The 26,877-nt window shown below is 54.7% G+C and carries 31 protein-coding genes; 28 read left to right on the forward strand and 3 right to left on the reverse strand.

Annotated elements, in window-relative coordinates:
- The first annotated feature begins 7 nt into the window (after nt 1-7).
- The 23 genes from WD071_RS01205 (at nt 8) to WD071_RS01315 (ending at nt 20,174) form a co-directional block, all read left to right on the forward strand.
- Nucleotides 8-814, forward strand: a complete 807-nt coding sequence (locus WD071_RS01205) for a MinD/ParA family protein (RefSeq protein ID WP_368046456.1) — start codon at nt 8-10, stop codon at nt 812-814.
- A gap of 22 nt (nt 815-836) precedes the next feature.
- Entirely contained in the window at nt 837-1,571 is a 735-nt protein-coding gene (locus WD071_RS01210) for an RNA polymerase sigma factor FliA (protein ID WP_368046457.1), read from the forward strand.
- 185 nt (nt 1,572-1,756) lie between these two features.
- On the forward strand, nt 1,757-2,137 hold the full coding sequence (locus WD071_RS01215) for a chemotaxis response regulator CheY (protein ID WP_368046458.1): 381 nt from the start codon (nt 1,757-1,759) through the stop codon (nt 2,135-2,137).
- Between the two features lie 12 nt (nt 2,138-2,149).
- The gene (locus WD071_RS01220) at nt 2,150-3,013 is read left to right on the forward strand and encodes a protein phosphatase CheZ (protein WP_368046459.1); all 864 of its coding nucleotides are present in this window, start codon (nt 2,150-2,152) and stop codon (nt 3,011-3,013) included.
- Between the two features lie 51 nt (nt 3,014-3,064).
- Nucleotides 3,065-5,206, forward strand: a complete 2,142-nt coding sequence (locus WD071_RS01225; RefSeq protein ID WP_368046460.1) for a chemotaxis protein CheW — start codon at nt 3,065-3,067, stop codon at nt 5,204-5,206.
- A 66-nt stretch (nt 5,207-5,272) separates the two neighbouring features.
- Complete coding sequence (locus tag WD071_RS01230; protein WP_368046462.1) at nt 5,273-6,325, forward strand: chemotaxis response regulator protein-glutamate methylesterase; 1,053 nt, start codon at nt 5,273-5,275, stop codon at nt 6,323-6,325.
- A gap of 36 nt (nt 6,326-6,361) precedes the next feature.
- Nucleotides 6,362-7,174: a ParA family protein gene (locus WD071_RS01235; RefSeq protein WP_368046463.1), complete on the forward strand. Its 813-nt coding sequence runs from the start codon at nt 6,362-6,364 to the stop codon at nt 7,172-7,174.
- Complete coding sequence (locus WD071_RS01240; RefSeq protein WP_368046465.1) at nt 7,167-7,943, forward strand: chemotaxis protein CheW; 777 nt, start codon at nt 7,167-7,169, stop codon at nt 7,941-7,943. The genes WD071_RS01235 and WD071_RS01240 overlap by 8 nt, the downstream gene beginning before the upstream one ends.
- 138 nt (nt 7,944-8,081) lie before the next feature.
- Complete coding sequence (locus tag WD071_RS01245; protein ID WP_368046467.1) at nt 8,082-8,555, forward strand: chemotaxis protein CheW; 474 nt, start codon at nt 8,082-8,084, stop codon at nt 8,553-8,555.
- A gap of 25 nt (nt 8,556-8,580) precedes the next feature.
- Nucleotides 8,581-8,988 (forward strand): DUF2802 domain-containing protein, encoded by a 408-nt coding sequence (locus WD071_RS01250; protein WP_368046469.1) that lies wholly within the window; start codon nt 8,581-8,583, stop codon nt 8,986-8,988.
- A gap of 93 nt (nt 8,989-9,081) precedes the next feature.
- A complete protein-coding gene (gene ccmA / locus WD071_RS01255) occupies nt 9,082-9,768 on the forward strand; it encodes a cytochrome c biogenesis heme-transporting ATPase CcmA (RefSeq protein WP_368046470.1) in 687 nt (228 codons plus the stop codon).
- On the forward strand, nt 9,765-10,463 hold the full coding sequence (gene ccmB, locus WD071_RS01260; RefSeq protein WP_368046471.1) for a heme exporter protein CcmB: 699 nt from the start codon (nt 9,765-9,767) through the stop codon (nt 10,461-10,463). The genes ccmA and ccmB overlap by 4 nt, the downstream gene beginning before the upstream one ends.
- A 138-nt stretch (nt 10,464-10,601) precedes the next feature.
- The gene (gene ccmC, locus WD071_RS01265) at nt 10,602-11,348 is read left to right on the forward strand and encodes a heme ABC transporter permease CcmC (RefSeq protein ID WP_368046472.1); all 747 of its coding nucleotides are present in this window, start codon (nt 10,602-10,604) and stop codon (nt 11,346-11,348) included.
- Nucleotides 11,349-11,406: 58 nt separating this feature from the next.
- Complete coding sequence (gene ccmD / locus WD071_RS01270) at nt 11,407-11,643, forward strand: heme exporter protein CcmD (RefSeq protein ID WP_368046473.1); 237 nt, start codon at nt 11,407-11,409, stop codon at nt 11,641-11,643.
- Nucleotides 11,640-12,128 (forward strand): cytochrome c maturation protein CcmE, encoded by a 489-nt coding sequence (gene ccmE, locus WD071_RS01275; RefSeq protein WP_368046474.1) that lies wholly within the window; start codon nt 11,640-11,642, stop codon nt 12,126-12,128. Before ccmD ends, ccmE begins: the two co-directional genes overlap by 4 nt.
- Complete coding sequence (locus WD071_RS01280) at nt 12,125-14,149, forward strand: heme lyase CcmF/NrfE family subunit (RefSeq protein WP_368046475.1); 2,025 nt, start codon at nt 12,125-12,127, stop codon at nt 14,147-14,149. The genes ccmE and WD071_RS01280 overlap by 4 nt, the downstream gene beginning before the upstream one ends.
- The gene (locus tag WD071_RS01285) at nt 14,146-14,688 is read left to right on the forward strand and encodes a DsbE family thiol:disulfide interchange protein (RefSeq protein WP_368046476.1); all 543 of its coding nucleotides are present in this window, start codon (nt 14,146-14,148) and stop codon (nt 14,686-14,688) included. The genes WD071_RS01280 and WD071_RS01285 overlap by 4 nt, the downstream gene beginning before the upstream one ends.
- Nucleotides 14,685-15,206, forward strand: coding sequence for a cytochrome c-type biogenesis protein (locus WD071_RS01290; RefSeq protein ID WP_368046477.1), 522 nt, complete (start codon nt 14,685-14,687; stop codon nt 15,204-15,206). Before WD071_RS01285 ends, WD071_RS01290 begins: the two co-directional genes overlap by 4 nt.
- 43 nt (nt 15,207-15,249) lie before the next feature.
- Nucleotides 15,250-16,527: a c-type cytochrome biogenesis protein CcmI gene (gene ccmI / locus WD071_RS01295; protein ID WP_368046478.1), complete on the forward strand. Its 1,278-nt coding sequence runs from the start codon at nt 15,250-15,252 to the stop codon at nt 16,525-16,527.
- Nucleotides 16,528-16,636: 109 nt separating this feature from the next.
- Complete coding sequence (gene moaA / locus WD071_RS01300) at nt 16,637-17,710, forward strand: GTP 3',8-cyclase MoaA (RefSeq protein ID WP_368046479.1); 1,074 nt, start codon at nt 16,637-16,639, stop codon at nt 17,708-17,710.
- 10 nt (nt 17,711-17,720) lie between these two features.
- Nucleotides 17,721-18,236, forward strand: coding sequence for a molybdenum cofactor biosynthesis protein B (moaB, locus tag WD071_RS01305; RefSeq protein WP_368046481.1), 516 nt, complete (start codon nt 17,721-17,723; stop codon nt 18,234-18,236).
- Nucleotides 18,237-18,731: 495 nt separating this feature from the next.
- Nucleotides 18,732-19,517 (forward strand): exodeoxyribonuclease III, encoded by a 786-nt coding sequence (locus WD071_RS01310; RefSeq protein WP_368046482.1) that lies wholly within the window; start codon nt 18,732-18,734, stop codon nt 19,515-19,517.
- 60 nt (nt 19,518-19,577) lie between these two features.
- Nucleotides 19,578-20,174 carry a peptidylprolyl isomerase gene (locus WD071_RS01315; protein WP_368046483.1) on the forward strand — a complete coding sequence of 199 codons (597 nt, stop codon included), beginning with the start codon at nt 19,578-19,580 and terminating at the stop codon, nt 20,172-20,174.
- Here WD071_RS01315 and WD071_RS01320 read toward each other — a convergent pair whose 3' ends face one another.
- Entirely contained in the window at nt 20,175-20,474 is a 300-nt protein-coding gene (locus WD071_RS01320; protein WP_368046485.1) for a YciI family protein, read from the reverse strand. It abuts the gene before it with no gap.
- 381 nt (nt 20,475-20,855) lie between these two features.
- On the opposite strand from WD071_RS01320, the gene WD071_RS01325 reads away from it, so the two are divergent.
- The 5 genes from WD071_RS01325 to rluB all read left to right on the forward strand — a co-directional run bounded on the left by WD071_RS01325 (nt 20,856) and on the right by rluB (nt 25,387).
- Nucleotides 20,856-21,476 carry an L-threonylcarbamoyladenylate synthase gene (locus WD071_RS01325; protein WP_368046487.1) on the forward strand — a complete coding sequence of 207 codons (621 nt, stop codon included), beginning with the start codon at nt 20,856-20,858 and terminating at the stop codon, nt 21,474-21,476.
- Between the two features lie 107 nt (nt 21,477-21,583).
- On the forward strand, nt 21,584-22,798 hold the full coding sequence (locus WD071_RS01330; RefSeq protein ID WP_368046488.1) for a tryptophan--tRNA ligase: 1,215 nt from the start codon (nt 21,584-21,586) through the stop codon (nt 22,796-22,798).
- Between the two features lie 61 nt (nt 22,799-22,859).
- A complete protein-coding gene (locus WD071_RS01335) occupies nt 22,860-23,660 on the forward strand; it encodes a ScpA family protein (protein WP_368046685.1) in 801 nt (266 codons plus the stop codon).
- Between the two features lie 103 nt (nt 23,661-23,763).
- Nucleotides 23,764-24,576: an SMC-Scp complex subunit ScpB gene (gene scpB / locus WD071_RS01340; RefSeq protein WP_368046686.1), complete on the forward strand. Its 813-nt coding sequence runs from the start codon at nt 23,764-23,766 to the stop codon at nt 24,574-24,576.
- Nucleotides 24,569-25,387, forward strand: coding sequence for a 23S rRNA pseudouridine(2605) synthase RluB (gene rluB, locus WD071_RS01345; protein WP_368046489.1), 819 nt, complete (start codon nt 24,569-24,571; stop codon nt 25,385-25,387). The genes scpB and rluB overlap by 8 nt, the downstream gene beginning before the upstream one ends.
- A 17-nt stretch (nt 25,388-25,404) precedes the next feature.
- Here the strand turns inward: rluB and WD071_RS01350 are convergent, their stop codons facing one another.
- A complete protein-coding gene (locus WD071_RS01350) occupies nt 25,405-25,848 on the reverse strand; it encodes a hypothetical protein (RefSeq protein ID WP_368046490.1) in 444 nt (147 codons plus the stop codon).
- Nucleotides 25,849-25,870: 22 nt separating this feature from the next.
- Nucleotides 25,871-26,803, reverse strand: coding sequence for a GGDEF domain-containing protein (locus WD071_RS01355; RefSeq protein ID WP_368046491.1), 933 nt, complete (start codon nt 26,801-26,803; stop codon nt 25,871-25,873).
- Nucleotides 26,804-26,877: the final 74 nt, after the last annotated feature.

The raw sequence follows: 26,877 nt of genomic DNA on the forward strand, positions 1-26,877 counted from the left end.
ACAGGGGATGCATCCCATTCAAGTGCTTGCGGTAACCGGCGGTAAAGGTGGCGTGGGCAAAACCAGTATATCGGTCAACCTCAGCCTGGCATTGGCACAGCTGGACAAACGGGTTGTGCTGATGGACGCCGATCTCGGTCTGGCAAACGTCGATATTCTGCTGGGCATCAAAGCCCAGCGCACCATTGCCGATGTCTTGTCAGGTGAGTGCGAATTGCGTGACATCATGGTGGCGTCGCACGGTATCAACGTCATACCGGCTTCATCTGGCGTGCAGTCTCTGGTCACCATGGGGCCCAGTCAGCATGCGGGCATTGTGCACGCATTCAGTGAGCTGGCTGACGAACTTGATGTTCTGGTCATTGATACCGCTGCCGGTATTTCAGATTCAGTTGTCAGCTTTGTCCGTGCTGCGCAGGAAGTATTGGTCGTGGTCTGTGACGAACCTTCGTCGATGACCGATGCCTACGCCCTGATCAAGCTCCTGCATCGCGACTGCCAGCTACAGGACTTCAGAATTGTGGCCAATATGACGCGGTCCCCGGATGAAGGGAAGAATATGTTCAACCGGTTTGCGGGTGTTGCGGGCCGGTTTCTGGATGTAAATCTGCGTTATGCGGGCGACATACCTTATGATGAAACCTTGCGTAAAGCTGTGCAGCGGCAACGGCCAACACTTGATGCCTATCCGGGCAGCAAGGCCGCGGGCGCTTACAGACGGCTGGCGAAAGAGGTCAGCCAGTGGCCGGTAAGAACCGAAGCCACCGGGCAGATGGAGTTTTTTGTCGAGCGACTCGTGCAGGGCATGTCCTGAACAGGACACAACGGGGATGTTTATGACAGCATCAACAGGTGCCTCATTGTACCAGGACGTGCAAACAGACAGCATGAACGATCTGGTCGTTCAGCATGCGCCGCTGGTGAAGCGGATTGCCCATCATTTGCTGATGCGCATGCCTTCCAGCGTGCAACTGGATGACCTGATTCAGTCCGGCATGATCGGTTTACTGGAGGCGGCGCGCAAATATGATGTATCCAAAGGCGCCAGCTTTGAAACCTATGCCGGGATTCGCATACGCGGTGCCATGCTTGACGAAATTCGCCGGGGAGACTGGGCGCCGCGTTCCGTCCACCGCAAGTCCCGCGAAGTTGCAGCCGCCGTTAAATCTGTTGAGATGCGTTCCGGCAGCGATGCCAAGGATCATGAGGTCGCCGAAGAACTCGGTATCGACCTGGAAACCTACTACACCATCTTGCAGGATGCATCGGGCAGTCGTCTGTTCAGCTTTGATGATTTGACAGAAGGTGGCGATGATTCAGCGCTGGAGAGTGCGTCCGGTGAGATTTCCGGCCCGGCTGACGAAATTCAGGACGATGATTTCCGCGCGCATCTGGCAGAGGCCATCGAAGGCCTGCCGGAGCGTGAAAAGCTCGTATTGGCGCTTTATTACGATGAGGAACTCAACCTGAAAGAGATTGGCGAAGTGCTGGGTGTCAGCGAGTCACGCATCAGTCAGATACACAGCCAGGCCGCATTGCGCTTACGTTCCCGGCTGCAGGACTGGCGCTGAGTCCAGCTCGCAGCGCCCACAACAAGCGCTCACATTGGGCTATAATGCTCACCATCTGAATTTATTTCCTGATTTCAGCTAAATTTTTTCACCTTTCAAGCGATAACCTGCTAGGGAGATACCGTGCCGGGTGGCGCACATCCCCAGTATGAGCACATGACGTGGAGGCGGCTTTGGACAAGAACATGAAAATTCTCATTGTTGATGATTTCTCAACAATGCGTCGGATTATCAAGAATCTGTTGCGGGATCTGGGGTTTACCAACACCGCTGAGGCAGATGACGGTAGTTCCGCCTTGCCGATGCTGGAAAACGGCCAATTCGATTTTCTTATTACGGACTGGAATATGCCGGGCATGACCGGTATCGATCTGCTTAAGGCCTGCCGAGCGAGCGAAAAGCTGAAAACGCTGCCGATTCTGATGGTGACGGCAGAGGCAAAGAGAGACCAGATTATCGCAGCGGCGCAGGCCGGTGTGAATGGATATGTGGTCAAGCCTTTCACGGCAGCGGCACTGCAGGAAAAGATCGAAAAGATCTTTGAACGCATCGACGCTAATCGCTGAAAGGAAAATCCTATGGCAGACAACAAGAAAAACGGTTTGGGCAAGGCCAGCACGACCGGATCAGATGCTGACACTGCGGCGCTTGCTGCGGCGGGAGCAAAGAGCTTTACCGATGCCTTGCTCGCTCGCAAGCAGGCATTGCTGGAGGCCCTGCAGAGCGATGACATGGTGGCGGCTGCGGATCTTATCCACCAGATAAACCATGCTCGCGACGAAACGCTGTATTTTGAGGTTGGTCGTCTGACCCGGGCGTTGCACAACGCGCTACGCGATTTTCATCTGGAAATCGGCCTGCAGAACAATGCCGAGGTCAAGCACGAGCTCTCGGAGATGGTGGATGCGCGCAGCCGCCTGAACTACGTCATTGCCATGACCGAAGATGCAGCCAACCAGACGATGGATCGTGTTGACGAGGCGGCACCGATGGTGCAAAAGCTGGTGGACGAGAGTGAAGCCATCCACCGGGAGTGGCAGTCCTTTCTGGCTCAGGGGAACACGGTAAATGACGATTCAAATCCCTTGTTCCAGCGTATCGAGCAGCTGCTGCAGCGGATCAGTGGCGACGGGCAGGGTATTCATACCAGGCTGACCGATATCCTGATGGCTCAGGGTTACCAGGATCTGAGCGGGCAGGTGATCAAACGGGTTATCGAACTGGTCAGTGACGTTGAACAAAGCCTGGTGCGTCTGGTCAAGCTGGCGAGCAATGTTGAAGAAGTCGCTGGCATTAAATCCGAAGACAGCGAGCACAAGGCTGTACGTGATGAGAAACAACGCATTCGCGCCGAAGGGCCGCAAATCAACCAGCAGAACAATCAGGACGTGGTGTCAGGCCAGGATGATGTGGATGATTTATTGTCCAGCCTTGGTTTTTGACTCACGCAACAGCCCGAGGCTGATGAACGTGACTCGGAGAGGAACAGTGACATGAGTTTTTTTGATGACGAAGAGATTCTGGAAGATTTTCTGGTCGAGGCCGGTGAAATTCTGGAACAGCTGTCTGAGCAACTTGTGCAGCTGGAGAAACAACCAGACGACAAAAACCTGTTGAACGCCATTTTCCGTGGTTTTCACACTGTGAAAGGTGGCGCTGGCTTCCTGCAGCTGACCCCCATGGTGGATTGCTGCCATGTCACCGAGAACCTGTTCGACAACCTGCGCAATGGCAAGCGCCAGGTTACATCCGAATTGATGGATATCGTGTTGCAGGCACTTGATGCCGTCAACAACATGTTTGCCCAGATCAAAGAGCGACTCCCGCCAGAGCCTGCCGCTGATGAGTTGTTGCAGGCCTTGCAAGTGTTGGCCAATGGCGATGATCTTGCTGCCAGCGATGTTGTTGCGGCGGACCGTGAGTCAGCTGATGCAGCCGTTGTTGCGAGTCCTGCCGGCAGCAGTGACGACATGACGGACGATGAATTTGACCAGCTGCTGGCGGCACTGGACTCGGCCGATTTTGAAACCGAAGCGGAAAATCGTGCAACCGCGTCAGAGGCGTCCGCTGCCACTGCTGAAGACGAAATCACAGACGACGAATTCGAATCTCTGCTCGACCAGCTCCAGGGCACCCCGAACAAAGAGCCCTCAGCGAATAAAGAGCCTTCAGCAAATAAGGAGCCCTCAGCCAGTAAAGAGCCCTCAGCCAACAAAGAGCCTTCAGCGGAAAAAGAGCCCTCTACCAGCAAAGACCCCGGCAGCGACGAAATTACCGATGATGAATTCGAGGCTCTGCTCGATCAGCTGCACAACGGCAAAAACGCAGACGCCGAACCCGAGCCGAAACCGCCTGCCGCACCCGCAGCAAAATCAGCACCGATACTGAAAGCGGTGCCAGATTCTCCGCCACGGCAGCCGCCGGCGCCGGAGGCGAGACCTGCCGCACCGGATCATGCCCCGGTAGCTGAAACGACAGTGCGTGTTGATACGCGTCGGCTTGACGACATCATGAATATGGTTGGCGAACTGGTTCTGGTCAGAAACCGTCTCGTTCGTATTGGCTCGAATGCTGCTGATGAGATGTTGTCCAAGGCCGTGGCCAATCTCGATCTGGTGACTGCGGACCTGCAGACCTCGGTGATGAAAACCCGTATGCAGCCGATCAAAAAAGTGTTCGGCCGATTTCCACGGGTAGTAAGAGACCTGGCGCGAAGCCTACAAAAAGATGTTGTGCTTGAGTTGCACGGCGAGGAAACCGACCTCGACAAGAATCTGGTGGAGGCACTGGCTGACCCTCTTGTGCACCTGGTCAGAAACGCCGTGGATCATGGTGTGGAGCTGCCCGAGAAGCGACTGGCTGCCGGTAAACCCCGTCAGGGTACTATCCTGCTGGCTGCGGAGCAGGAAGGTGACCATATCCTGTTGACCATCAGTGATGATGGCAACGGCATGGATCCGGATATGTTGCGTAGAAAAGCCGTTGAAAAGGGCATTATGGACAAGGATGCGGCTGATCGACTGAGCAACAGTGAGTGTTTTGATCTGATTTTTGCTCCCGGCTTTTCTACTAAAACTGAAGTTTCGGATGTATCCGGTCGTGGCGTCGGCATGGACGTTGTGAAAACCAAAATAACGCAATTGAACGGATCGGTGTCAATCGACTCAAATCCGGGCAAGGGCACACGTATCGAAATCAAGGTGCCATTGACGCTGGCCATTATGCCGACCTTGATGATCCTGGTAGGCGAGCAGGCTTTTGCCTTGCCCCTGGCCAGTGTCAGTGAAATTTTTAATCTCGACCTCAATGGTACCCACGTGGTTGATGGTCAGCAGGTCGTTACGGTCAGAGACAAAGCTTTGCCCCTGTTCCATTTGCGCCGCTGGCTGACCCATGATGGTTCGCAGAGCGAAGGCAAACAGAAAACTGATGCCAATGTTGTGATAGTCAGCGTTGGCGCGCAACGCGTTGGTTTTGTTGTTGATACTCTGATCGGCCAGGAGGAAGTTGTTATCAAACCCCTTGGGCGGATGCTGCATGGCACGCCAGGCATGGCCGGTGCAACCATAACCGGTGATGGCCGCATCGCCGTAATTCTGGATGTGCCCGGTCTGCTTAAACGCTATGCCGCATAAGCTGCAGGGAATTCTCATATTGAACGTTCAGTACGCCATCAACAGCGCCGACAGGTAAGATAGACCATGACAATAAAGGTATTGGTGGTAGATGACTCGGGTTTTTTCCGGCGCCGCCTGACAGAACTGATAAATGCAGACACCAGGCTTCAGGTCATTGGTACTGCCAGCAATGGCCAGGAAGCCATCGATGAGGCCAGTCGTCTGCGTCCCGATGTCATCACCATGGACTATGAAATGCCGGTGATGGACGGCATCACATCGTTGCGGGAAATTCATCGCAAACTGGCTATTCCCGTGCTGATGTTTTCATCGCTGACCTATGAAGGTGCCCGGGTTACACTGGATGCGCTGGAGGCAGGTGCTGTTGACTACCTGCCCAAGAATTTCGAGGAAATTTCACGGCACCCGGACGAAATTCAAAAGATACTGTGTGATCGCATCATCCTGGTGTCCAGCAGCCGGACGTCAATTCATACATCAGGCACAACATCGGCCCCGGTCAAAGCGCCGGAACCACCGCCCGCTGCGACTCGCCGCACCAGTCAACGGGCGACTCAGCTGGTTGTTATCGGCGCTTCCACCGGTGGTCCGATGGCACTGCAGGAAGTGCTGACACGCTTGCCGGCCAACTTTCGTTTGCCCATACTGCTGGTACAGCATATGCCGGGGACGTTTACCAAGGCCTTTGCTGAACGCCTGGACCGTATCTGTCAGATCAGTGTCAGTGAGGCTAAAGATGGCGATACTCTACAGGCCGGGCACGCATATCTTGCTCCCGGGGGCAAACAGATGCTGCTGGATGGCCGCTCCCCGATGCGTATTCGCATCATTGATGGTGATCAGCGACTGAACTACAAACCATCGCTGGATGTCACCTTCGGATCAGTGGCGCGTGACCTGGGTGGCCGGGTATTGGGGGTCGTGCTGACGGGCATGGGATCGGATGGCCGCGATGGGGCACGTTTGCTTAAAGCGGAAGGGGCCACGATCTGGGCGCAGGATGAAGCCAGTTGCGTGATCTACGGGATGCCTATGGCAGTAGCCAAGGCAGGGCTGGTTGATGAGGTGTTGGACCTGCGTCGTGTCGCGCCGCGACTATGCGAAGAAATCAATTAACAGAAAAGCCTGCGTAAAGCAGCGAGGCCTGGTGACATGAGAGTCTGGTCGGTAGCCAATCAGAAGGGTGGTGTTGGTAAAACAACAACAACTGTTGCCCTTGGCTGCCTGCTTGCCGGGCAGGGCAAGCGCGTACTGATGCTTGATCTGGATCCGCAAGGTTCGCTGGGCAGCTATTTCGGGCATTCGGCAGAATCGGCTACACGCAGCAGTTTCGACTGGTTTGCTGGTGCTGGCACGCTGGATGACCCGAAACTTGATGCGAGCATTCACTCGACTGACGCCGACAGACTGTTTCTGGTACCCGGCAGTACCGCTCTGGCTACGCTGGAGCGTAATGCTGTATCCCAGGAAGGCATGGGACTGGCGGTGTCACGGGCCCTGACGCGCCTGTGGGATCGTTTTGATTATGTCATCATTGACAGTCCACCGACACTGGGCGTGCTGCTGGTAAATGCACTTGCCGCCTCCGAGCAGGTGATCGTGCCCGTACAGACAGAATTTCTGGCTATCAAGGGCGTTGAAAGGATGTTGAACACCCTCCAGATGATCAACCGTTCGCGCCGTCATCCCTTGCCGTATCTCCTGGTCCCGACACTGTTTGATCGCCGGACGCAGGCCGGTGTCAGCAGTTTCCGGCATATGCGCCGAACCTGGCCTGATCAGGTCTGGAACTCGGCAATACCGGTTGATACCCGATTACGTGATGCCAGTGCCCGCGGTGTCACGCCGTTGGCGCTGGATCCGGGCAGTCGGGGCATACAGGCCTATGGTTCGCTGCTTAAAACCTTGCTGAAAACTCATTCGGCGCCGACTTCGCCGAGTACAGGAGAGTTGGCTCATGGTTAATGCTTACACATCGCTGCCAGCCACACGAACTGCCGTCTCGCCCGGCGTGGTGCAAGACTATCTGGATGTGCTGCTTCGCGACGTACTGCCCGATGATGTTCCAGCCGCGGAGCCGGAGATCGAATGGGCTTCAGATTGTGTGCCCGAGGAACCCGGGACCCTGGCGGCAGCGCCGCTTTTGCGCGAGGCGGTGGATGACGAAACAGTGGCTCAGGCTGATATGCCGACCCCTGTCGCAGCGGTGGCAGAAACACCGGCACAGGCTGTTGACCAGCGTCGGGCGCAGATGCCGTGGGCAGATAAACCGTTTGCCAGCCTGTTGTTTGACGTGATGGGGCTGAAACTTGCCGCGCCTCTGCATGAACTGGGCGGCATCATGCCATTGGATGACAAGTTGCAACCCATGGCGGCGCAGGCAGACTGGTTCATGGGGCTGATACGCTGGAACGGACGAACCATCCGGGTTGTTGATACGGCGCGTTTTGTCATGCCTGAGCGCGTCGGGTCCGGGCAGCAGGCAGACTATCAAAGTGTGGTTGTGCTTGGTGACAGTCATTGGGCGCTTGCTGTCAATAATGCCGATCAGTCGGTCAATCTGCAGCCTGCTGACGTTCGTTGGCGGCAAACCATGGGCAAACGGCCCTGGCTTGCAGGCACAGTACTGGATCGTTTGTGCGCGTTGCTGGATGTTGATGTGCTGGTGGGGCTGCTGGACGCGAGTGATACTGCGCGACAGGTCAAGGCTGATCTGGCCAAAGAGAATGGATGACAAATCAGGCAATCGCATTAAATATGTAATCAATTGATGGCACAGAAACTGCATCTGACCCTGACAATGCAGGGTCAGTCTCCTTAAACGTTAATATTTTGACGCTTATGAAATACGACACGAGTAACCGAGGAAACCATGGCTGAGTTAAAAATGCAGGAAAACGATCAGGTACTGCAGTGGGTAACATTCCAGCTGGAGAATGAAACCTATGGCGTTGATGTTATGGTTGTCAAGGAAGTACTGAAATTTCAGGATATTGCGCCTGTACCCGGTGCGCCGGATTATGTCATGGGTATTATCAATATTCGGGGCACGGTGATTTCAGTGATAAACACACGTTGCCGCTTTGGTTTGCCTGACCGCGAACCTGACGACAATACCCGTATCGTCATTATCGAAATCGGTCAGCACATCGTTGGCATCGTGGTAGACAGCGTTGCGGAAGTTGTCTATCTGAAGCGCTCGGAAATCGAGACGCCACCACAAGTAAACAAAGATGATTCGGCCCGTTTTATTCAGGGTGTCTGTCACCGCGATGATCAGTTGCTGATTCTGGTCGAGCTTGACAAGTTGCTCAGCGAAGAAGAGCTGGCCGAACTCGACCATTGATTGTAACCATGATTGGAGTCTGACAATGACTATGAGCTCGCCATTGCTGCTGGTATTGTTTATGGGGCTGGCCCTGGGTTTGTTGGCAACACTGGCTTGTGTACAGATGGCTACGATACGCAAGATCACCCGGTTGCATCAGGCGCTGACGGATGCCTCCGCGCGTCAGGAGGCACTGCAACGAACCAACGGTGATGCTGTGCTGAAACTGGGCATCAACATGCAGGCCCTGGAGCAACGAGTGACCCTGACGACACGACGTCAGCAGGAGCTGGAGAACAAGGATGCCGGCAGTCTGACTTACGATCAGGCCAGCAAGCTTATCCAGATGGGCGCTGCGCCCGAAGATCTGGTCAAAACCTGTGGTCTCTCCCAGGCTGAAGCCAAGCTGGTTTCCCTGATGGCCGCGCGCGGTGTTGGCAGACCTTCCTGAAACTGTCCTCCGTAAGAGGATTTTCTGACATTTTGCGGGTATAATCGGCGCTCAATTTAAGCCGTCGAGAGCTATCGCCATATCGCCCGCCATATGACTTCTGACAACTCCCAGAGATCGACTATTGCCGATGCGACATCGGACGCCGACGCCCTGTTAAGGGTGCATTCCCTGTACTGTGAGCGCGACGAGCGAATACTATTTTCCGATCTGACGTTCTCGCTTGCAGCCGGGCAGCTTATGCAGGTGCTGGGCAGCAATGGCAGCGGAAAAACCACCCTGTTACGTATCATTTGCGGCCTGAACGATAGCTTTGAAGGTGACATTTACTGGCGCGGAGCGCTGGTCCGGGACCAGCGCGAAAGCTTTCTTGCCTCCTTGCTTTACATTGGGCACCGCGTCGGTGTGAACCGGATTCTGACACCCCGGGAGAATCTGCGCTGGAGCGCTTCCCTGCATACGCCCGTTGACGACAGTCGCATAAACGCCGCACTGGCACGGGTCGGTCTCAAGGCTTATGAAGATATACCGTGCCGTAACCTCTCGGCAGGGCAGAATCAGCGGGTCTCCCTGGCACGGTTGCTGATCAGCCCGGCAACACTGTGGATTCTGGACGAGCCGTTTACCACGCTGGATGTGTATGGCGTCCGCGAGCTGGAATTGCTGCTGGCAGAGCATGTGGCTCACGGAGGTTCCGCTCTGGTAACCACGCATCATCGCCTCAATGTGCCCTGTGCTGTGGAGCGTCTCAACCTGGACGGTGTGGAGCAACCCTCATGAACGCATCCTCACTGCCCGAAGTGAGCACCTGGGGGGCGTTTTTGGCGACCCTGAAACGGGATTTGCTGGTTGCCTTCAAGCGCCGCAATGATCTGCTCAACCCCATCATGTTTTTTCTGATTGTGGTAACGCTGTTTCCCCTGGGTGTGAGCCCCGACCCTCTGGAATTGACCCGGATATCAGCCGGCGTGGTCTGGGTGTCAGCTTTGCTGGCATCCATGCTGTCGCTGGATAACCTGTATCGCGCTGACTACGAAGATGGCTCGCTAGAGCAATTGTTATTGTCTCCCCAACCGCTGTTTTTCCTGGTGCTGGCTAAAAATATTGCGCACTGGCTGATCAGTGGCTTACCCGTTGTGGTGCTGTCGCCATTGCTGGCTTATATGTTGTATCTGCCTGGCGAAGCCTACTGGACTCTGGTGCTGACCTTGTTGATCGGTACGCCCGTGCTCAGTCTGTTTGGTTCAATCGGGGTGGCGCTGACGGTCGGGCTGGGCAGCCGTGGATTGATATTGGCGGTCATTGTTTTGCCGTTGACCATGCCGGTGCTTATAATCGGCGCCAAAGCGGTGACCGATGTCATGTTCGGTCTGCCCGTGGGCAGTCATTTTGCACTATTAGGCGCAATCCTGGCGGTGGCATTAAGTGTTGGACCGCTGGCTTCGGCTGCCGCATTGCGTATCAGCGTCAACTGACCGGGCAGCATCAGGCAACGGCGTTACAAAGCGTAACAGGGGGGCTATCAGTCCCGTGTTATATTCTGATAATCAGTGGCTTAGCGTTGACCGGCAAGGGCTTCGAGAAGACTGCGGCTATAAGAGAAGCGATCAACTATGTGGGTATGGTTTGCAAAATTGGGCTCGCCACGCTGGTTCTACGAACTGTCCAGCAAATGGCTGCCGTGGCTGTATGCCGCCATGGCCTTGCTGATGCTGGTGGGGCTGACCTGGGCATTGTTGTTTGTGCCTGAAGATTACCAGCAGGGTCACACCATCCGTATCATGTATGTTCACGTGCCAGTGGCCAGTATTTCCCTGGCCTGTTTCCCACTGATGGCGATCGCGGGGGCCATTACGTTGGTGTGGAAGATGAAGCTGGCGGACATGGTGGCCAAATGTGTAGCCCCCATCGGATTGTGGTTTACCGCTCTGGCGCTGGCAACAGGCGGGATCTGGGGCGAGCCGATCTGGGGCACCTGGTGGGCCTGGGACGCACGGCTGACATCGATGCTGATACAGTTTTTCCTGTTTGTTGGTGTCATCGCTTTGCGTTCAGCCATTGAGAGCCCGGACGCAGCGGCGAAAGCCTGCGCCGTGCTCGCCATTGTCGGCGCCATCAATGTGCCTATCATCAAATACTCGGTAGAGTGGTGGAATACGCTGCATCAGCCGGCCAGCAGGATTTCCATGGACGCCATGGGGCCAAACCCGCCAGAGATCTGGGTGCCGCTGTTGATTATGATTGCCGGGGTTTACCTGCTGTTTGTCATTTCGCTGATATTACGTACCCGCAATGAAATTCTGATACGCGAACGCCGGTCGCAATGGGTGTCTGAACTGGTGGCGCGAAGCCAGGGCTGACGTTTTACCCGTATGAAGCTGCGGCAACCGCATGCCAATTTTTTGGGAGTTTTACACGATGCCAACAGTTCAGTTTTCCAGTTTTGGCGAGTTTCTGCAGATGGGTGCCTACAGCTTTCATGTGTGGGCTGTTTACCTGCTGTTTGCCGTGTTTGTCGGTTATAATCTGGTGCTGCCCGGCCTTCAGCGGCAGCAATTTATCCGCCAGCAAAAGCGCAGGGCCGCACGCGATGCCGAACTGGCCGCTCAGGCTGCCAGCCGTCGCCCGGCCAACACAGACAGGAGTGCACAATGAAACCGCACCGCAAAAAAACACTCGGCATCGTTATTTTTATAGCGGTCGGCCTGAGTACTGCCATTGGTTTGTCTTTGTATGCGCTAAGCTCCAATATCGATCTGTTTTTCACGCCAACCCAGGTTGCCGCAGGTGAGGTTATGCCGGGTCAGCGCATCCGTGTGGGCGGCATGGTCAAGGAAGGCTCGGTGCAACACAGCAATGAAGCGTTACAGGTCAATTTTATCGCCACTGACTATGCCCACGACGTCAATGTGCAGTACAACGGCATTCTGCCCGATTTGTTTCGTGAAGGGCAGGGCATAGTAGTCGAGGGCAGTATCAATCCGGCTGGACAGTTTGTGGCATCGCGCGTGCTGGCCAAACATGACGAGAACTACATGTCTGTGGAAGTCAAAGAGGCGATGGATGCCGCCGAAAGGCAACGTGTCATGGGTCAGCCCCCGGTTGAAAGCGCGACGCAGGATCAGGAGGGCTTTAAATGATCCCGGAGCTCGGTAATTTCTCCCTGATCCTGGCATTCTGCCTGAGCATACTGCTGGCTGTGATACCCATGGTCGGTGCGGCCCGCGACAACCTGTTGTGGATGAAATTGGGGCGGCCACTGACCGCGGGTATTTTTGTCTTCCTGAGCATCAGCCTGATCATTCTTGGTTACAGTTTTGTCACCGATGATTTCTCGGTCGCCTTTGTTGCCAATCATTCCAACTCCGCGCTGCCCATTCAATACAAGATCACCGCGGTCTGGGGCGGTCACGAAGGATCGTTTCTGTTCTGGACCTGGATGCTGTCAGCCTGGATGCTGGCAGTTACCGTCTTCAGTAAAGCCATGCCCGAAGATTTTGTCGCCCGGGTATTGGCAGTCATGGGCATGATCTGTGTCGGTTACACTCTGTTCATGCTGGCGACATCCAATCCATTTGATCGGGTATTGCCGCTGCCACCGGCTGATGGCGCGGATCTGAACGCCGCCCTGCAGGACTTTGCTTTTATTATTCATCCCCCGTCGTTGTACATGGGCTATGTTGGTTTTTCGGTGGTGTTTGCTTTTGCCATTGCTGCGCTGATCAGTGGTCGGCTGGATGCTGCGTGGGCGCGTTGGTGCCGACCCTGGGCCAATGCGGCCTGGGCTATCCTGACGCTGGGGCTGTCCCTGGGTTCCTGGTGGGCCTATTATGAATTGGGCTGGGGCGGCTGGTGGGCCTGGGATCCGGTGGAAAACCCGCCTCTGATTACCTGGTTGCTGGGTGCAGCGATGATTCACTCGCTGGCCGCGACCGAAAAACGCGGTGTGTTTAAAAGCTGGACAGTATTACTGGCCATCATGGCATTCGCATCCAGTCTGCTGGGCACGTTCATTACCCGTTCGGGTCTGCTGACATCGGTGCATGCATTTGCGACGGATCCAACGCGTGGTGTTTATATTCTGGGTTTCCTGGGATTTATCATCGGTGGTTCGTTGTTGCTCTATGCCATTCGCGCACCGGCGCTGAAAAGCGAATTCGGTTTTGGTTCCTGGTCACGAGAACTTTTTCTGCTGGCCAATAATATGATTCTGGTTGTCGCCAGCGCCGCCATTCTGTTGGGCACCCTGTACCCGATGGTGTATCAGGCCATCACCGGCGGAGACCTGATTTCGGTGGGACCGCCTTATTTCAACACCATATTTGTGCCCCTGATGGGTATCCTGGTCGTCTTGATGGGGATAGGCCCTGTCAGCCGCTGGAAAAAGACATCCGCCGCTTATTTGCGGCAACAGTTGTCGAAGGTTGCTATTGCAGCGCTTGTGCTCGGGGTAGCGATTCCGGTGGTGCTGACGCTTGAGGTGCCACTTGCTGCAATAGGCACTGCTGTACTGGCTTTGTGGGTGACCTTTGCCATGCTGGGAGACTTGTGGACCAAGTCTGCCAACAAATCGACGCGACTGGCAGGGCTGAAGGGTCTTTCGTTGAGTTACTGGGGCATGCAAGTGGCGCATTTCGGCTTTGTCATGACCATGACTGGCGCCTGCCTGACCAGTATTTACAGCATTGAACGCAGCGTATTATTGCAGGCCGGGCAGAGCGCCGATCTGGGCAACTACACGTTTGTCTTTAATGGCACCGAGCCGGTTCAGGGGCCAAACTATATTGCCGACGAAGCCTCGATTACCGTCATTCGTGATGATGAGCATTTGCTTAATCTGTACCCGCAAAAACGTTTGTATACCGCCAGTGGAACTCCGACGACACAAATGGGCATAGACGGACGTTTTTTCCGCGATCTGTTTGTCTCGCTGGGTGATCCCCGTGCTGGCGGTGCCTGGTCCATGTCCTTGTACGTTAAACCGTTTGTGCGCTGGATCTGGATCGGTACGCTGTTTATTGCGTTGGGGGGCATTCTGGCGGTAACGGATAAACGTTATCGGCGCTACAAGGTCAGGCGCGGCGAAGCTGTCAGTGTTGACGCTGGTAATGCCAGTGTCGGAGCAGCCACCGCACTTGGCAGTGGAGGGCATGGTTCATGAAAAACCTTAAACTATACATACCCGTCATTGGTTTTGTGGTGTTGGCATTGCTGATGTGGCGGGGACTCTATCTGGATTCGCGTACCTTACCCTCAGTCCTGCTCGATCGCCCATTGCCTGATTTTGAATTGAGGGCGCTGGAAACCGGTGACCAACTGGTAACGCGCGAAGATTTACCGGCAGAACCGTTCATTCTCAATATCTGGGGCAGTTACTGCCTGCCGTGTCTGCAGGAAAATCCGATCTTCATGGCTGCCAAAGAAGAAGGTGTGATCCCTATCATAGGGGTGAACTATAAGGACACCGACGCCGCGGCCCGCGAATGGCTGGACGATAATGGTAATCCGTTCAACATGAGTATCATCGATAACAGCGGACGTTACGGCATTGACCTGGGCGTTTACGGGGCACCGGAAACGTTTATTGTTGATGCGCAGGGTGTCATTCGTTACAAACACATCGGTGTCATCGATTACCAGATCTGGGACGACGAGATCATGCCCGTGATTGCTGCGGTGCAGGCCGAGGCGACGCGATGAGGTTAATTCATGCCAGTATTGCCGCGGTTCTGCTTGCCGTGGCAGCGTTAGTGTTGCCGATGTCTGCCGGCAGTGTGCACGCTGCTGCTGTTGATGTTTACGAGTTCGAAAATACCGAGCAGCAACAGCGTTTTCGCAACCTGTCCAACGAGTTTCGCTGTCCCATGTGTCAGAACGCCAATCTGACCAGTTCGCCTGGCGGTGTGGCAGCGGATTTGCGCCGGGAAATCTACCGGATGATCATTGAAGGACGCACGGATCAGGAAATTGAAGAGTTCATGTTGAATCGCTACGGTGATTTTATTTTATACCGGCCGCGTTTAACGTTGCAGACTGTGCTGCTTTGGTTCGGTCCGCTGCTATTCCTGTTGATCGGCATCTGGGCGGCTTTTTCCATCATGCGCCGCAGTGGTGGCGGTGATTCGCAACTGACAACCGAGTCGCTCAGCTCCGAAGAAGAGTTGCGATTAAAACAACTGTTGGCGCAAAAGGAAAACGACGTTTCCGACAAAGCCTGATGTACCAGGCTGCAACCCCTCCCACTGTCAAAAAGGTGATATTTTGTTCTGGATAGTCAGCCTCCTGTTAATGTTCGTTGCCGTACTTTTTGTTGTTGTGCCGATTATCCAGCATGCACGCCAGCAGCAAGGCGCCGACGGTAGCGGGCAGCATCATCGCGATTCTGCCAATCTCATGATCTTTGAAGAAAGGCTGGCGGAACTAGATGCGGAACTGGCAGCGGGCGCATTGGACGCAAATCAGCACCAGTCGTTAAAAGCTGAGTTACAGCGCAGCCTGTTGACTGATATCAAGACCGGCGAGACATCTGCTGACAGGTTGAAACAAGGGCATCCGGCGTCAACGCTGACTTCTGCGAACTGGCTTCAACCATCACGTCTTGTGCCGGTGGTCATTATCGTTCTGATGTTGCCGTTGAGCTACTATCTTTACGGTATCTGGGGGTTTGAGCGGGATCTGCAGATTGCCGATGTTTTTGAACGAAGTCGTGATAATCAAGGTAGTCCGGAAGAGATCAGAGATCTGATTTTTGAACTGGGTGCGGTTATCGAGGAGGATCGCGAAAACGGCTGGGCCTGGTACTACCTGGCGCGTCACCTGGTCAGTCTCGGTCAGATTGACGAGGCGGCGCGCGCATTTGAGCGTGCCTCTGCCCTGGTTGAGAATACCCGGGATCGATCCGTCATTCTTGGGCAGTACGCCCAGGCAGCGTATATTTCCGCGGGACAGCAGATAACGCCGGAGGTCCAGGCCATTATAGATCAGGCGCAGCGCCTGAATCCGGCAGAGCAGTCGGTACTGCAGCTGCTGGGCGCTGATGCGTTTATCAATGAAGACTATCAGGGCGCGCTGACCTATTGGCAGCAGTTGCTTGGCATGTCTCCTGGCGAGGAGGACAGGCAGTTTCTAAACCAGATGATCGCCGAAGCCCAGGCCCGCATGGAAGCGGCCGGTGTTGCCACAGAGGTTATTGAAGGGCCAAGACTTGAGATCAGTCTGTCGCTGGGACCTGACCTTGATCTGGCGCCTGATACGCGGGTATTCCTGTCAGCCCGGAATCTGCAGGAGACGGGCCCGCCGCTGGCGGCAAAAGCACTGACCGTTGGCGATTTGCCAGCCGTGGTAACCTTGTCCAATGCTGACGCTGTTGGGCCATTCAACCTGTCTTCAGCGGATGAGGTCACGGTTGTGGCTACGGTTTCACTCAGTGGCTCTGCCGATGTACAATCGGGTGACTTCCAGGCGCGGTCACCAACACTTTCGCTGGCGGATGAAGGGCCTGTGCGCCTGCAAATGTTGATTGCTGATCCGCTGCCCTGAGCGGGGTAGAGCAGCCCTGAGCCGGGTGAAGCAGCCCTGAGCGGGGTGAAGCAGCCCTGAGTCGGGTGAAGCAGCCCTGTGCCCATGCCTTAACGATTACTGAGCTTTTATGTCCCGACCCGCAGAAATTGACAGCAAACAGATGCCATCATTGATCGACCGCTTTGGTCGTCGCGTAGACTATGTGCGACTGTCTGTTACCGACCGTTGTGATTTCCGCTGTGTCTATTGCATGACCGAAGACATGCAGTTTCTGCCCCGCAAACAGGTGCTGTCGCTGGAGGAAATCTACACCGTAGGCCGCGCCTTTACCGAGCTCGGGGTCAGCAAACTGCGACTGACCGGCGGCGAACCGCTGGTGCGTAACAATGTCATGTCGCTGATTCAGGCGCTTGGACGACTTCCCGGGCTGCAGGAATTGCTGCTGACAACAAACGGGGCTCAACTGGGTAAACTGGCAGCTCCGTTACGCGACGCCGGTGTCAACCGTATCAATATCAGCATCGACAGCCTGGACGCCGAACGATTTCAACGCATAACCCGGGTCGGGCGCCTGGACAAGGTGCTTGCAGGCATCGATGCCGCGCGCAATGTTGGCTTTGACCGGATACGGCTGAATGCCGTGGTCATGAAGGGCTACAATGAAGACGAAGTGCTGGCCTTGACCGACTATGCCGTCAACCACGGTATTGATATCGCGTTTATCGAAGAAATGCCTTTGGGTCAGGCGTCCGATCATGCGCGCGAGGACACCATGTGCAGCAATGACTGGGTACGCGAGCAGATTGAGACCCGTTACACCCTGGTAAACAGCGCGGCGACCACAGCAGGGCCGTCCAAGTACTTCCAGATCCCCGGTGAACAAAGCCGAATCGGATTCATTTCCCCCATGTCGCATAATTTCTGTGCGGACTGCAATCGCGTGCGGGTGACAGTAGAAGGGCGTCTGCTGTTATGTCTGGGCAATGAGCACTCGGCGGATCTGCGTTCGGTACTGCGTAACGGGCAGGATGTTGCTATTCAGGATGAGTTGGCCAGCCTGGAGCGGGCCAGTGATACGCCGGTCAGTGACTCACTCAAGCAGGCGATCATCGCTGCCATGGATCTGAAGCCCGAGCGACACCATTTTTATGAGCAGGACTACGCACAGCCCGTGCGCCTTATGAACATGACAGGAGGCTGACAGCCCGTCGATGAGCACTGACTTCATTCCCGTAAACGCCGCAGTGATTACCGTATCCGATACCCGCACCGAAACAAACGACAGTTCTGGTCGCTATCTGGTCGAGCAGATGCAAAGTGCTGGCCACAATGTAGTTCAAAAGGTCATTATCAAAGATGATACCTACAAGCTGCGAGCGCTGGTTGCCACGCTGGTCGCTGATGAACAGGTGCAGGCTGTGCTGTTGACCGGCGGGACCGGATTTACCGCACGTGATAACACCGTTAAAGCGGTAACACCGCTGCTGGATATGCATATCGACGGATTTGGTGAAATCTTTCGTTATCTGTCCCATGCCGAGATTGGCAGTTCAACCATTCAGTCGCGCGCTTTTGCAGGCATGAGTAATGGAACCATTGTCTTTTGCATGCCAGGCTCGACCGGAGCTTGCCGTACGGCATGGGAAGGGATCATTGCACAACAGCTCGACAGTCGTCACCGGCCCTGTCATTTTGTGGACAAGTTAAAACAAGTGCATCAGCCCTGAACCGGAGAGATTCAGAGGGCTGATGCGTTAAAAACCGTCCAGGCGGGTAATGCTAAAAACAGAGTCACGACCAGTGCGTTAAAAATCAACACGCCTGCTGACTCGTGGTATATCTGATCTATCATAATAAGCTCCCGTTGCAGGGTAGGCTATCTTGAATGCCCCCTCTTGATGCGCCCGTTTGATATACCCTTTAGCCGGTGATATCGGAGCTATCGCAAGGTGCTTATTCTTACTGTGCTGCCAGAATGGTCAGAACAGGTACTGCAACAGACGCGGTTACGATGGCGGCAGTTACTAATGCTGCTCGTGCGCTGATGATAAGTTCGCTCATGAAGTCTCTCCTTTTGGGTAATACAATCACGGTTATTGGTTTTTCGTTACTTTTGATGTTGTGCATCTCAGTAACTGTGCGCATAGTAACACATGTGCGTATTAAAGTAACACTTTTATGGTGAAATATTCTCAATCTCGATAAAAGGTAACGTTTAGACGATGAAATTCCAAAAGCAGATCAAAATAACCACGTTTAATTGCAACGGTGTGCGTTCGGCTGCCAGAAAAGGGTTTTTCCAGTGGCTGAACAACCGTTGCCCGGACATCGTCTGCCTGCAGGAAATCAAAGCTCAGGAACATCAACTGCAGGAGGGGCCATTTTTCCCCGAGGGTTACCACTGTTATTATTTTGATGCAGTAAAAAAAGGTTATTCCGGCGTTGCCATTTACAGTCGGCAGCAGCCAGATCGTGTTATCCGCGGGCTGGGGTGGGAGCCTGCCGATACGGAGGGGCGCTACATTCAGGCTGATTTTGGTGATTTCAGTGTTATCTCGCTATATATGCCATCAGGCTCAAGCGGGGAGCACCGGCAAGCGGTCAAGTTCGGTTTTCTGGACATGTTCATGGCGCATCTGCAACGCCTGCGCGAAGACGGACGTGACTACATCATCTGTGCCGACTGGAATATGTGCCATAAAGAAATTGATTTAAAAAACTGGCGGGCCAATCGCAAGAGCCCGGGATTTCTGCCTGAAGAGCGCGCCTGGCTGGACAGGCTCTACGACGAAGTCGGGTACGTCGATGCATTCAGGCTGGTGAATCCGGCGCCTGATCAGTATAGCTGGTGGTCAAACCGCGGTCAGGCGAGGGCCAACAACGTTGGCTGGCGACTGGATTATCATGTCATTACACCGGCACTGGCGCCTGCAGTGGAAGCCGCTTCGATATATACTGACGAACATTTCTCGGATCACGCGCCGGTCACCCTGGTGCTGACCCGTTAGCATAGCGGTGCCCCGTCGCGGGTATGGCTGACAGCATAATCACTCTGGAGAGTCTGACACATGAAAGCGAAGGGTTTTATAGCCGGGTTGTTGCTGGCCGCACTGACGATGCCGTTGACCAGTGTTCACGCTCAGGGCATATCTGCCGTGATCTCGACCAGCAAAGGCGATATCGAACTGGATCTGAATGCGCGCGCAGCGCCAACGTCGGTTGCCAATTTTGTCAATTTGTCCATGCGTGGTTTTTACGACGGGTTGACGTTTCATCGGGTGGAACCACAATTCATGATTCAGGGTGGGGACCCTCTGGGTACTGGCACGGGTACACCAGGTTACCGTTTCAGTGGCGAAACCCATTTGCGTCACAATCGACCGGGCATTATCTCTATGGCAAATTCGGGGCCCGGCACCGAGGGCAGTCAGTTTTTTATCACCCATGTCCGCACGCCGCATCTTGATGGCCTGCATTCGGCCTTTGGTGGGGTGACTCAAGGTATGGACGTCGTGAACCGGATACGTCCCGGAGACGTGATCGAGAGCATTACCATCAAGGGAGACATCAGTTCGCTATGGGCGCAAAAGTCCGAGGTACTGGCGAGCTGGAATGCGACACTTGACGAAAATTACCCGGATCTGCGTCCCGCACCGGCGCCCTGATCAGGGCAATACCTGCTTAAAGGGTTTGACTGTGACTTTTTTGTACACGCCGGCTGCAACGTAGGGATCGTCTGCAGCCCAGGCTTCAGCTTCCTGCAATGAATCAAATTCAGCGATAATGAGACTGCCGGAAAAACCGGCGTCGCCCGGGTTTTCACTGTCAATGGCAGGGTGGGGGCCGGCAATGACGAGCTTGCCCGCACTTTTCAGGGCTTCAACCCTGACCAGGTGCGCCGGCCTCGCATTCACGCGCAGGGGCAGGCTGTTTTCGACGTCTTCACTGATGATTGCGTAGTACATAAAACTCCTCGTGGCGGATGCTGACAATAGCGTTGGGGACACCCGCTGTGTCTCAATTATCAAGTCATCGACATTGATAAAGCGGCCTGTTATTGTTGCCGGTTTGTACAGGCAGGCATGACCGGTTTGTATAGGCAGGCATGACCGGCTCGAATAAACAGGCATGACCGGCTCGAATAAACAGGCATGACCGGTTCGAATAAACAGGCATGACCGGTTCGAATAAACAGGCATGACCGGTTCTAGTAAACAGTCATGATAAGAAATTGTCCGGCCCCTGGCAATTCAAAGCCCCGGCCAGACAAAAAATCTTCAGCCCTGGCTGAGAACAACAGATCCATCAGGTACGCCTCAGGGGCGGCCAAGAGCACGCGAATCAGTATGGCACAATTATTGGAAATTCATCCGGTTGATCCGGAGCCCAGGCTTATCAGGCAGGCGGCCGATTATCTCAGGCAGGGCGGCGTCATTGTCTATCCAACCGATTCCACTTACGCGCTGGCCTGTCACATCGGTGACAAGGCTGCGCTGGAAAGAGTCCGGCGCATCCGGCAACTGGGTGACAAGCACAACATGACGCTGATGTGCCCGGATTTATCGGCCATCGCAACCTATGCCAAAGTCAGCAACACGGCTTACCGGCTGCTCAAGGCTTATACGCCTGGGCCGTACACATTCATCCTGGCGGCTACCGCTGAAGTGCCTCGTCGCCTGATGCATCCGAAACGCAAAACGATTGGCCTGCGCATACCCGAGCATCCGGTTGCCCGGGCATTGCTGGACGCCGTCGGTGAACCCATTCTGAGTACCAGTCTGATCCTGCCTGATGAAGAGCAGCCCTTGTCCGAAATCTATGATATCGAGGAAAAGCTGGGCAAACTGGTGGATCTGATCATAGAAAGCGGTGCCTGCGGCATCGAGCCATCAACGGTTATTGATCTGGTCGATGGCGTGCCGGTCGTGGTTCGTGTTGGTAAAGGTGACCCTGCGCCGTTTGGTTGACGGCTGCGGGTTGATATTGGGGTGCATGTGTCCGGTGCATTTCGTGCGATAATGGCAGTGAATTTATATTTTGATCAGCAGATATCCAGCGAGCAGAGGGAAAGAGTTTGTCTACAGTGGAATCGCAGAAACGGGTGTTATCCGGCATGCGCCCGACCGGGCAGTTGCATTTGGGGCACTACCATGGCGTTTTGAAGAACTGGATAAAGCTGCAGCATGAGTACGAGTGCTTCTTTTTTGTCGCTGACTGGCATGCACTGACCACGCATTACGCTACACCACAGGTGATCGGTGATAACGTTCTCAGCATGGTTATTGACTGGCTCGCGGCAGGAGTGAATCCCGGTTCTGCCTCGATTTTTATTCAGTCCCGGGTACCCGAACACGCCGAACTGCATTTGCTGTTGTCCATGATGACCCCTCTGGGCTGGCTGGAGCGCGTCCCCAGCTACAAAGACCAACAGGAGAAATTGCGCGACAGGGATCTGGAAACCTATGGTTTTCTGGGTTATCCATTGCTGCAGAGCGCCGACATATTGATCTATCGCGCAGGACAGGTTCCGGTAGGCGCCGACCAGGTCGCACACGTGGAGCTGACGCGGGAGGTGGCGCGCCGCTTCAATCACCTGTATGGCCGTGAACCGGGCTTTGAGGACAACGCTGAGGCGGCGGTCAAGAAAATGGGTAAAAAAGCCGCCCGTCTTTACAACAATCTGCGCAAGGCGTACCAGGAGCAGGGTGATCACGATGCACTGGAGCGCGCACAGGCGCTGATCAAGGAACAGCAAAATATTTCATTGGGCGATCGCGAGCGCTTGTTGGGCTACCTGGAAGGCAGTGGCAAAATGATACTGGCTGAACCACAGGCCTTGTTGACACCAGCGGCTAAAATGCCCGGACTGGACGGACAGAAAATGTCCAAATCCTATGGCAACACCATTGCCCTGCGTGAACCCATCGACGGCGTCGCCAAAAAAATCAATACCATGCCAACGGATCCAGCGCGTGTGCGTCTCAAGGATCCGGGTGATCCGGACAAATGCCCGGTGTGGCAGTTGCACGAAGTCTATTCGGATGACAAGACCAAAGACTGGGTGCAGCAGGGTTGTCGCAGTGCCGGCATTGGTTGCCTGGCCTGCAAGAAGCCGGTGATTGATGCGGTTGCCGCGGAACTGGAGCCCATCCAGGAACGTGCCCGACAATACGAGAAGGATCCGGATATAGTTCGGTCAATTATCGCTGAGGGTTGTGAGCAGGCGCGTGAATCGGCGCGCGAAACCTTGCAGGATGTCAGAGAGGCCATGGGGCTGTCGTACCGCTAGCGCGTACCCAACGGGAACATTTGTGATGACCGAGCAGGCAGAAACTTCCGGCACCAATGACATGCAGATTGTTGCCGCACAGCCGCAGCATGAGATGCCGTTCGCGTACGTTGCGGGCAAGGCAATCACACAGCTGCCACAGGATCTGTATATCCCGCCGGATGCGCTGGAAGTGTTTCTGGAGGCGTTCGAGGGCCCTCTGGATTTGTTGTTGTATCTGATCAAACGCCAGAATATCGACATCCTCGATATCGATGTGGCCATGATCACCGAGCAGTACATGGCTTATGTCGATTTAATGGAATCTCATCAGTTTGAACTGGCCGCCGAGTATCTGGTGATGGCGGCCATGCTGGCGGAAATCAAGTCACGCATGTTGTTGCCGCGCAGTACGCAGGAAGATGACGAAGAGGAGGATCCCCGGGCTCAGTTGATTCGACGGTTGCAGGAGTACGAACGCTACAAGAAAGCCGCAGAAGATATTGATCAGCTGCCACGGCTGGAACGTGATGTGTTTGTGGCCGGCGCCCAGGGGCCGCTGCTCGAACGTACCACGCCCGATCCCGTGGTTGAGCTGCAGGAAATTCTGATGGCCCTGTCTGGTGCCCTGCGCCGCGCGGACATGTTTGAGCATCATCAGATTCAACGCGAAACGTTGTCTACGCGTGAGAAAATGGCGGAAATACTGGTACGATTGTCCTCAGAACGTTTTGTTCCGCTGGTATCACTGCTGATGCGGGAAGAAGGCCGTCTGGGCGTGGTGGTGACGTTCCTGGCAATAATGGAGCTGATCAAGGATTCGTTGGTAGACATTGTGCAAAGTGAACCGTTTGCGCCCATTCATATCAAGGCCCGCAGTTAGGAAAATGATCGACATGATGAGTGAAGACATGATCACAGGCAATGACGCCGATACGGACACGGTGCAGGATGCTGATGATGCATTCGAGGAAGTGTCTTATCCCGTGCAGGAAATTGATCCGCAGACGCTGCAGCAGATCATCGAGGGTCTGCTATTGAGCGCCGGGCGTCCCCTGTCGGTAGCAGCTTTGTCAGAGCTGTTTCTGGAGGGCGAGCGGCCCACGAATGATCAGATTCGCGACATCCTGAGCGCCATCACGCGGGACTGTGAAGGGCGCGGTTTTGAGTTGAAGGAAGTTGCCTCGGGATTCCGTTTCCAGGTGCGACAAAAACTCAGCCCCTGGATATCAAGACTGTCGGAAGAAAAGCCACAACGCTATACCCGTGCACTGCTGGAAACACTGGGTCTTATCGCCTACCGCCAGCCAATTACCCGTGGCGATATCGAAGAGATCAGAGGGGTGGCTGTCAGCTCAACGATTATCAGAACCCTGCTCGATCGTGAATGGATTAGAGTGGTCGGACACCGCGATGTGCCCGGTCGTCCTGCAATGTTCGCCACAACAAGACATTTTCTCGACTATTTTAACCTGAAGAATCTGCAGGAGTTGCCGCCGCTGGCCGAAATTCGCGACCTCGATCAATTGAACCCGGAGCTTGATCTGAACGATGAAGAAGGCAGGGTGCTGGTGCTTCCGGAGGAATCGGTGGAAAGTGATGAGATTGACGAGGAACGCAGCCAGGCCGAACTTCTTGATGAGAACGAGGCGATGGCACTGGCCAAACGGCCGCTGGATGACATCCTGGGTTATGGCCGTAAAAAAGATGATGCTGAACCTGACAATGCAGCAGGACCGAGCACTGATGCAACACCGGACACCGACGTGACACGCCCCCAGGACAAAGACAATGATTGACGCAGTACAGGATGAAAAATTGCAGAAAGTGCTGGCACGTGCCGGCTTTGGTTCACGTCGTCAGATGGAAAGCTGGATCAGTCAGGGGCGTGTGCGTGTCAATGGTAATGTCGCGACACTGGGTGATCGTGCCGGGCCGGACGACAAGATTCTGGTTGATGGCAAGAAAGTAGCCAATACCGCGCCGGACAATACCGAGCCACGTGTCCTTGTTTACAACAAGCCGGAAAACGAAATCTGCTCACGTCGTGACCCGGAAGGACGAAAATCCGTCTACGATCATTTGCCAATGATCAAGCATGGGCGTTGGGTCGCGGTAGGGCGGCTGGATTTTAACACCAGTGGTCTGTTGCTGTTTACCACTGATGGTGAGCTCGCAAACCGGCTGATGCACCCGTCCGCCAATATCGATCGCGAATATGCGGTGCGGGTGATGGGCGATGTCACTGACGAGATGATCGCCACGATGCAGAAAGGCGTGATGATCGAAGAGCATTTGTGTCGCTTCACTGATGTACAGTTTTTTGCGGGTGAAGGCCGTAACAGCTGGTATCACGTTGTGATCATGGAAGGCCGCAATCGCGAGGTGAGAAAAATCTGGGAATCCCAGGGGGTCAAAGTAAGCCGCCTGAAACGTGTGCGTTACGGACCTGTGTTTATTCCCAGCCGAATCAAAAAGGGCCAGTTCTACGAGATGAAAACCCCGGAAATAGTCGGCCTGTACGAAACCGTCGGTATGACGCCACCGGTGGCAACCAGAAAACGTCCGGTCGACAGAAAGCGCAAGGATGGTCGACCCGGACGTGGATGATGATGGCCGGAGCCCTGTCAGGTATCCGGGGCTTCAGCATTGCTGAGCTGTTTAGATCTGAGGCTGTTGCGCAGCGGGTTGACCAGTGCCGGGATTAACGCTTCTATCAGCTGCAATTCACGCTCGGAGAACTTGCGATTGCGCTTGAAGACAATCTCTCCCAGATACTCGTCTGTACACAGCAAGCGATAACCGCAGCTGTGTGAAGACTGTTTGCCGATACGTATATCAACATCCAGAGCTTCGTGATGGTAATGCAGGCCGTCCAGCGCCACACCCCGGGTCATACTGTGCAACAGCCGCTGTTGCAATGCCGATATTTCAAGCGTGCCACCCAGGTTTTCAGTCAGCAGCGCACGCAGCTCCTGCTCCCGCTGCTTACGCCCTGAAGCCGGTTCTGCTGTTCGCTTTACAGATTGCTGCCGGGCGTCCTTGAGTGTGCTTTGCAGATAAGCTGTCATTAAATGTTTCCCCTGGTTGTGCTCACATAAAGGCGGAACTGTTTCCGCCTTCGTTTTTTATTTTGTACATGGCCTTGTCCGCACGGTTGAGCAGACTTTCTTTGGTATCGGTTGTTACATGCGAGGCAACACCGATGCTCACCGTTATCTGCAGAGGCCCGGATTCAGCGCAGAGACGGAGTCTGGCTACTGCCTCGCGCAGACGCTCGGCGATCACCAGCGCGCCGTATTTGTCAGTCTTGCTCAGGATCACAACAAATTCTTCACCCCCGTAGCGGTAACACAGATCAGTGTTGCGGTTGACCTTGGTAATCAGCCGCACCAGCTCCTGAAGGACGTTGTCGCCTGCTGCATGGCCTTCGGTGTCATTGATGTTCTTGAATTTGTCGATATCCAGAATCAGGATGGAGAGTTCATGGTGATAGCGGCGGGCAAGATTCAACTCATGCTCCAGATTGGTCATCATCGCCAGTCGATTGCCGGCGCCGGTCAAGGGGTCAGTCATCGAGGCGTTGATGGCCGCGCGATACTGCAGTGCGTTTCTTAATGGACACAGCAGAGCGCTTAACAGGGTTTCGATGATGTCCAGGTTGGTATCGGAAAACCGTGCGTTGTGGTAGAGCACAATCTCCCCCAGGTTGTCGCGCTGGGTAATTAACCGGTAACTGCAACTGTGCAGTTCGACGCTGCCCACTGACAGCTGTAGTTGTTGAGACTCGTTGACATAAACCAGGCCGCAATGATCGACCAGCTGGCTGCTTTCTTCGTGAAACAGGGCAAGAATTTTTTCCAGATCCAGTGTTGTCTGCAACCGCGTCAACAATCGGTAGCGCGTTGTCGCCAGCGGTTTGTTTTCATCCGGTAAATAATCGTTGGCTGCCGGAAATTGGGCAATCTGGGTACGTCCCTGACTAGCGGTGTCCAATGCTGTGACCGAGCTGAGTGGCATAGCCATGTAGATCTCCGGAGTAAGCGTCTACCGGAGTTAAGCGATTTTTGTGCCAGAATTATTTGATTTATATCAAGTGG

Origin of the sequence: Pseudohongiella sp., from assembly GCF_040877505.1 — a bacterium.
GTDB lineage: Bacteria > Pseudomonadota > Gammaproteobacteria > Pseudomonadales > Pseudohongiellaceae > Pseudohongiella.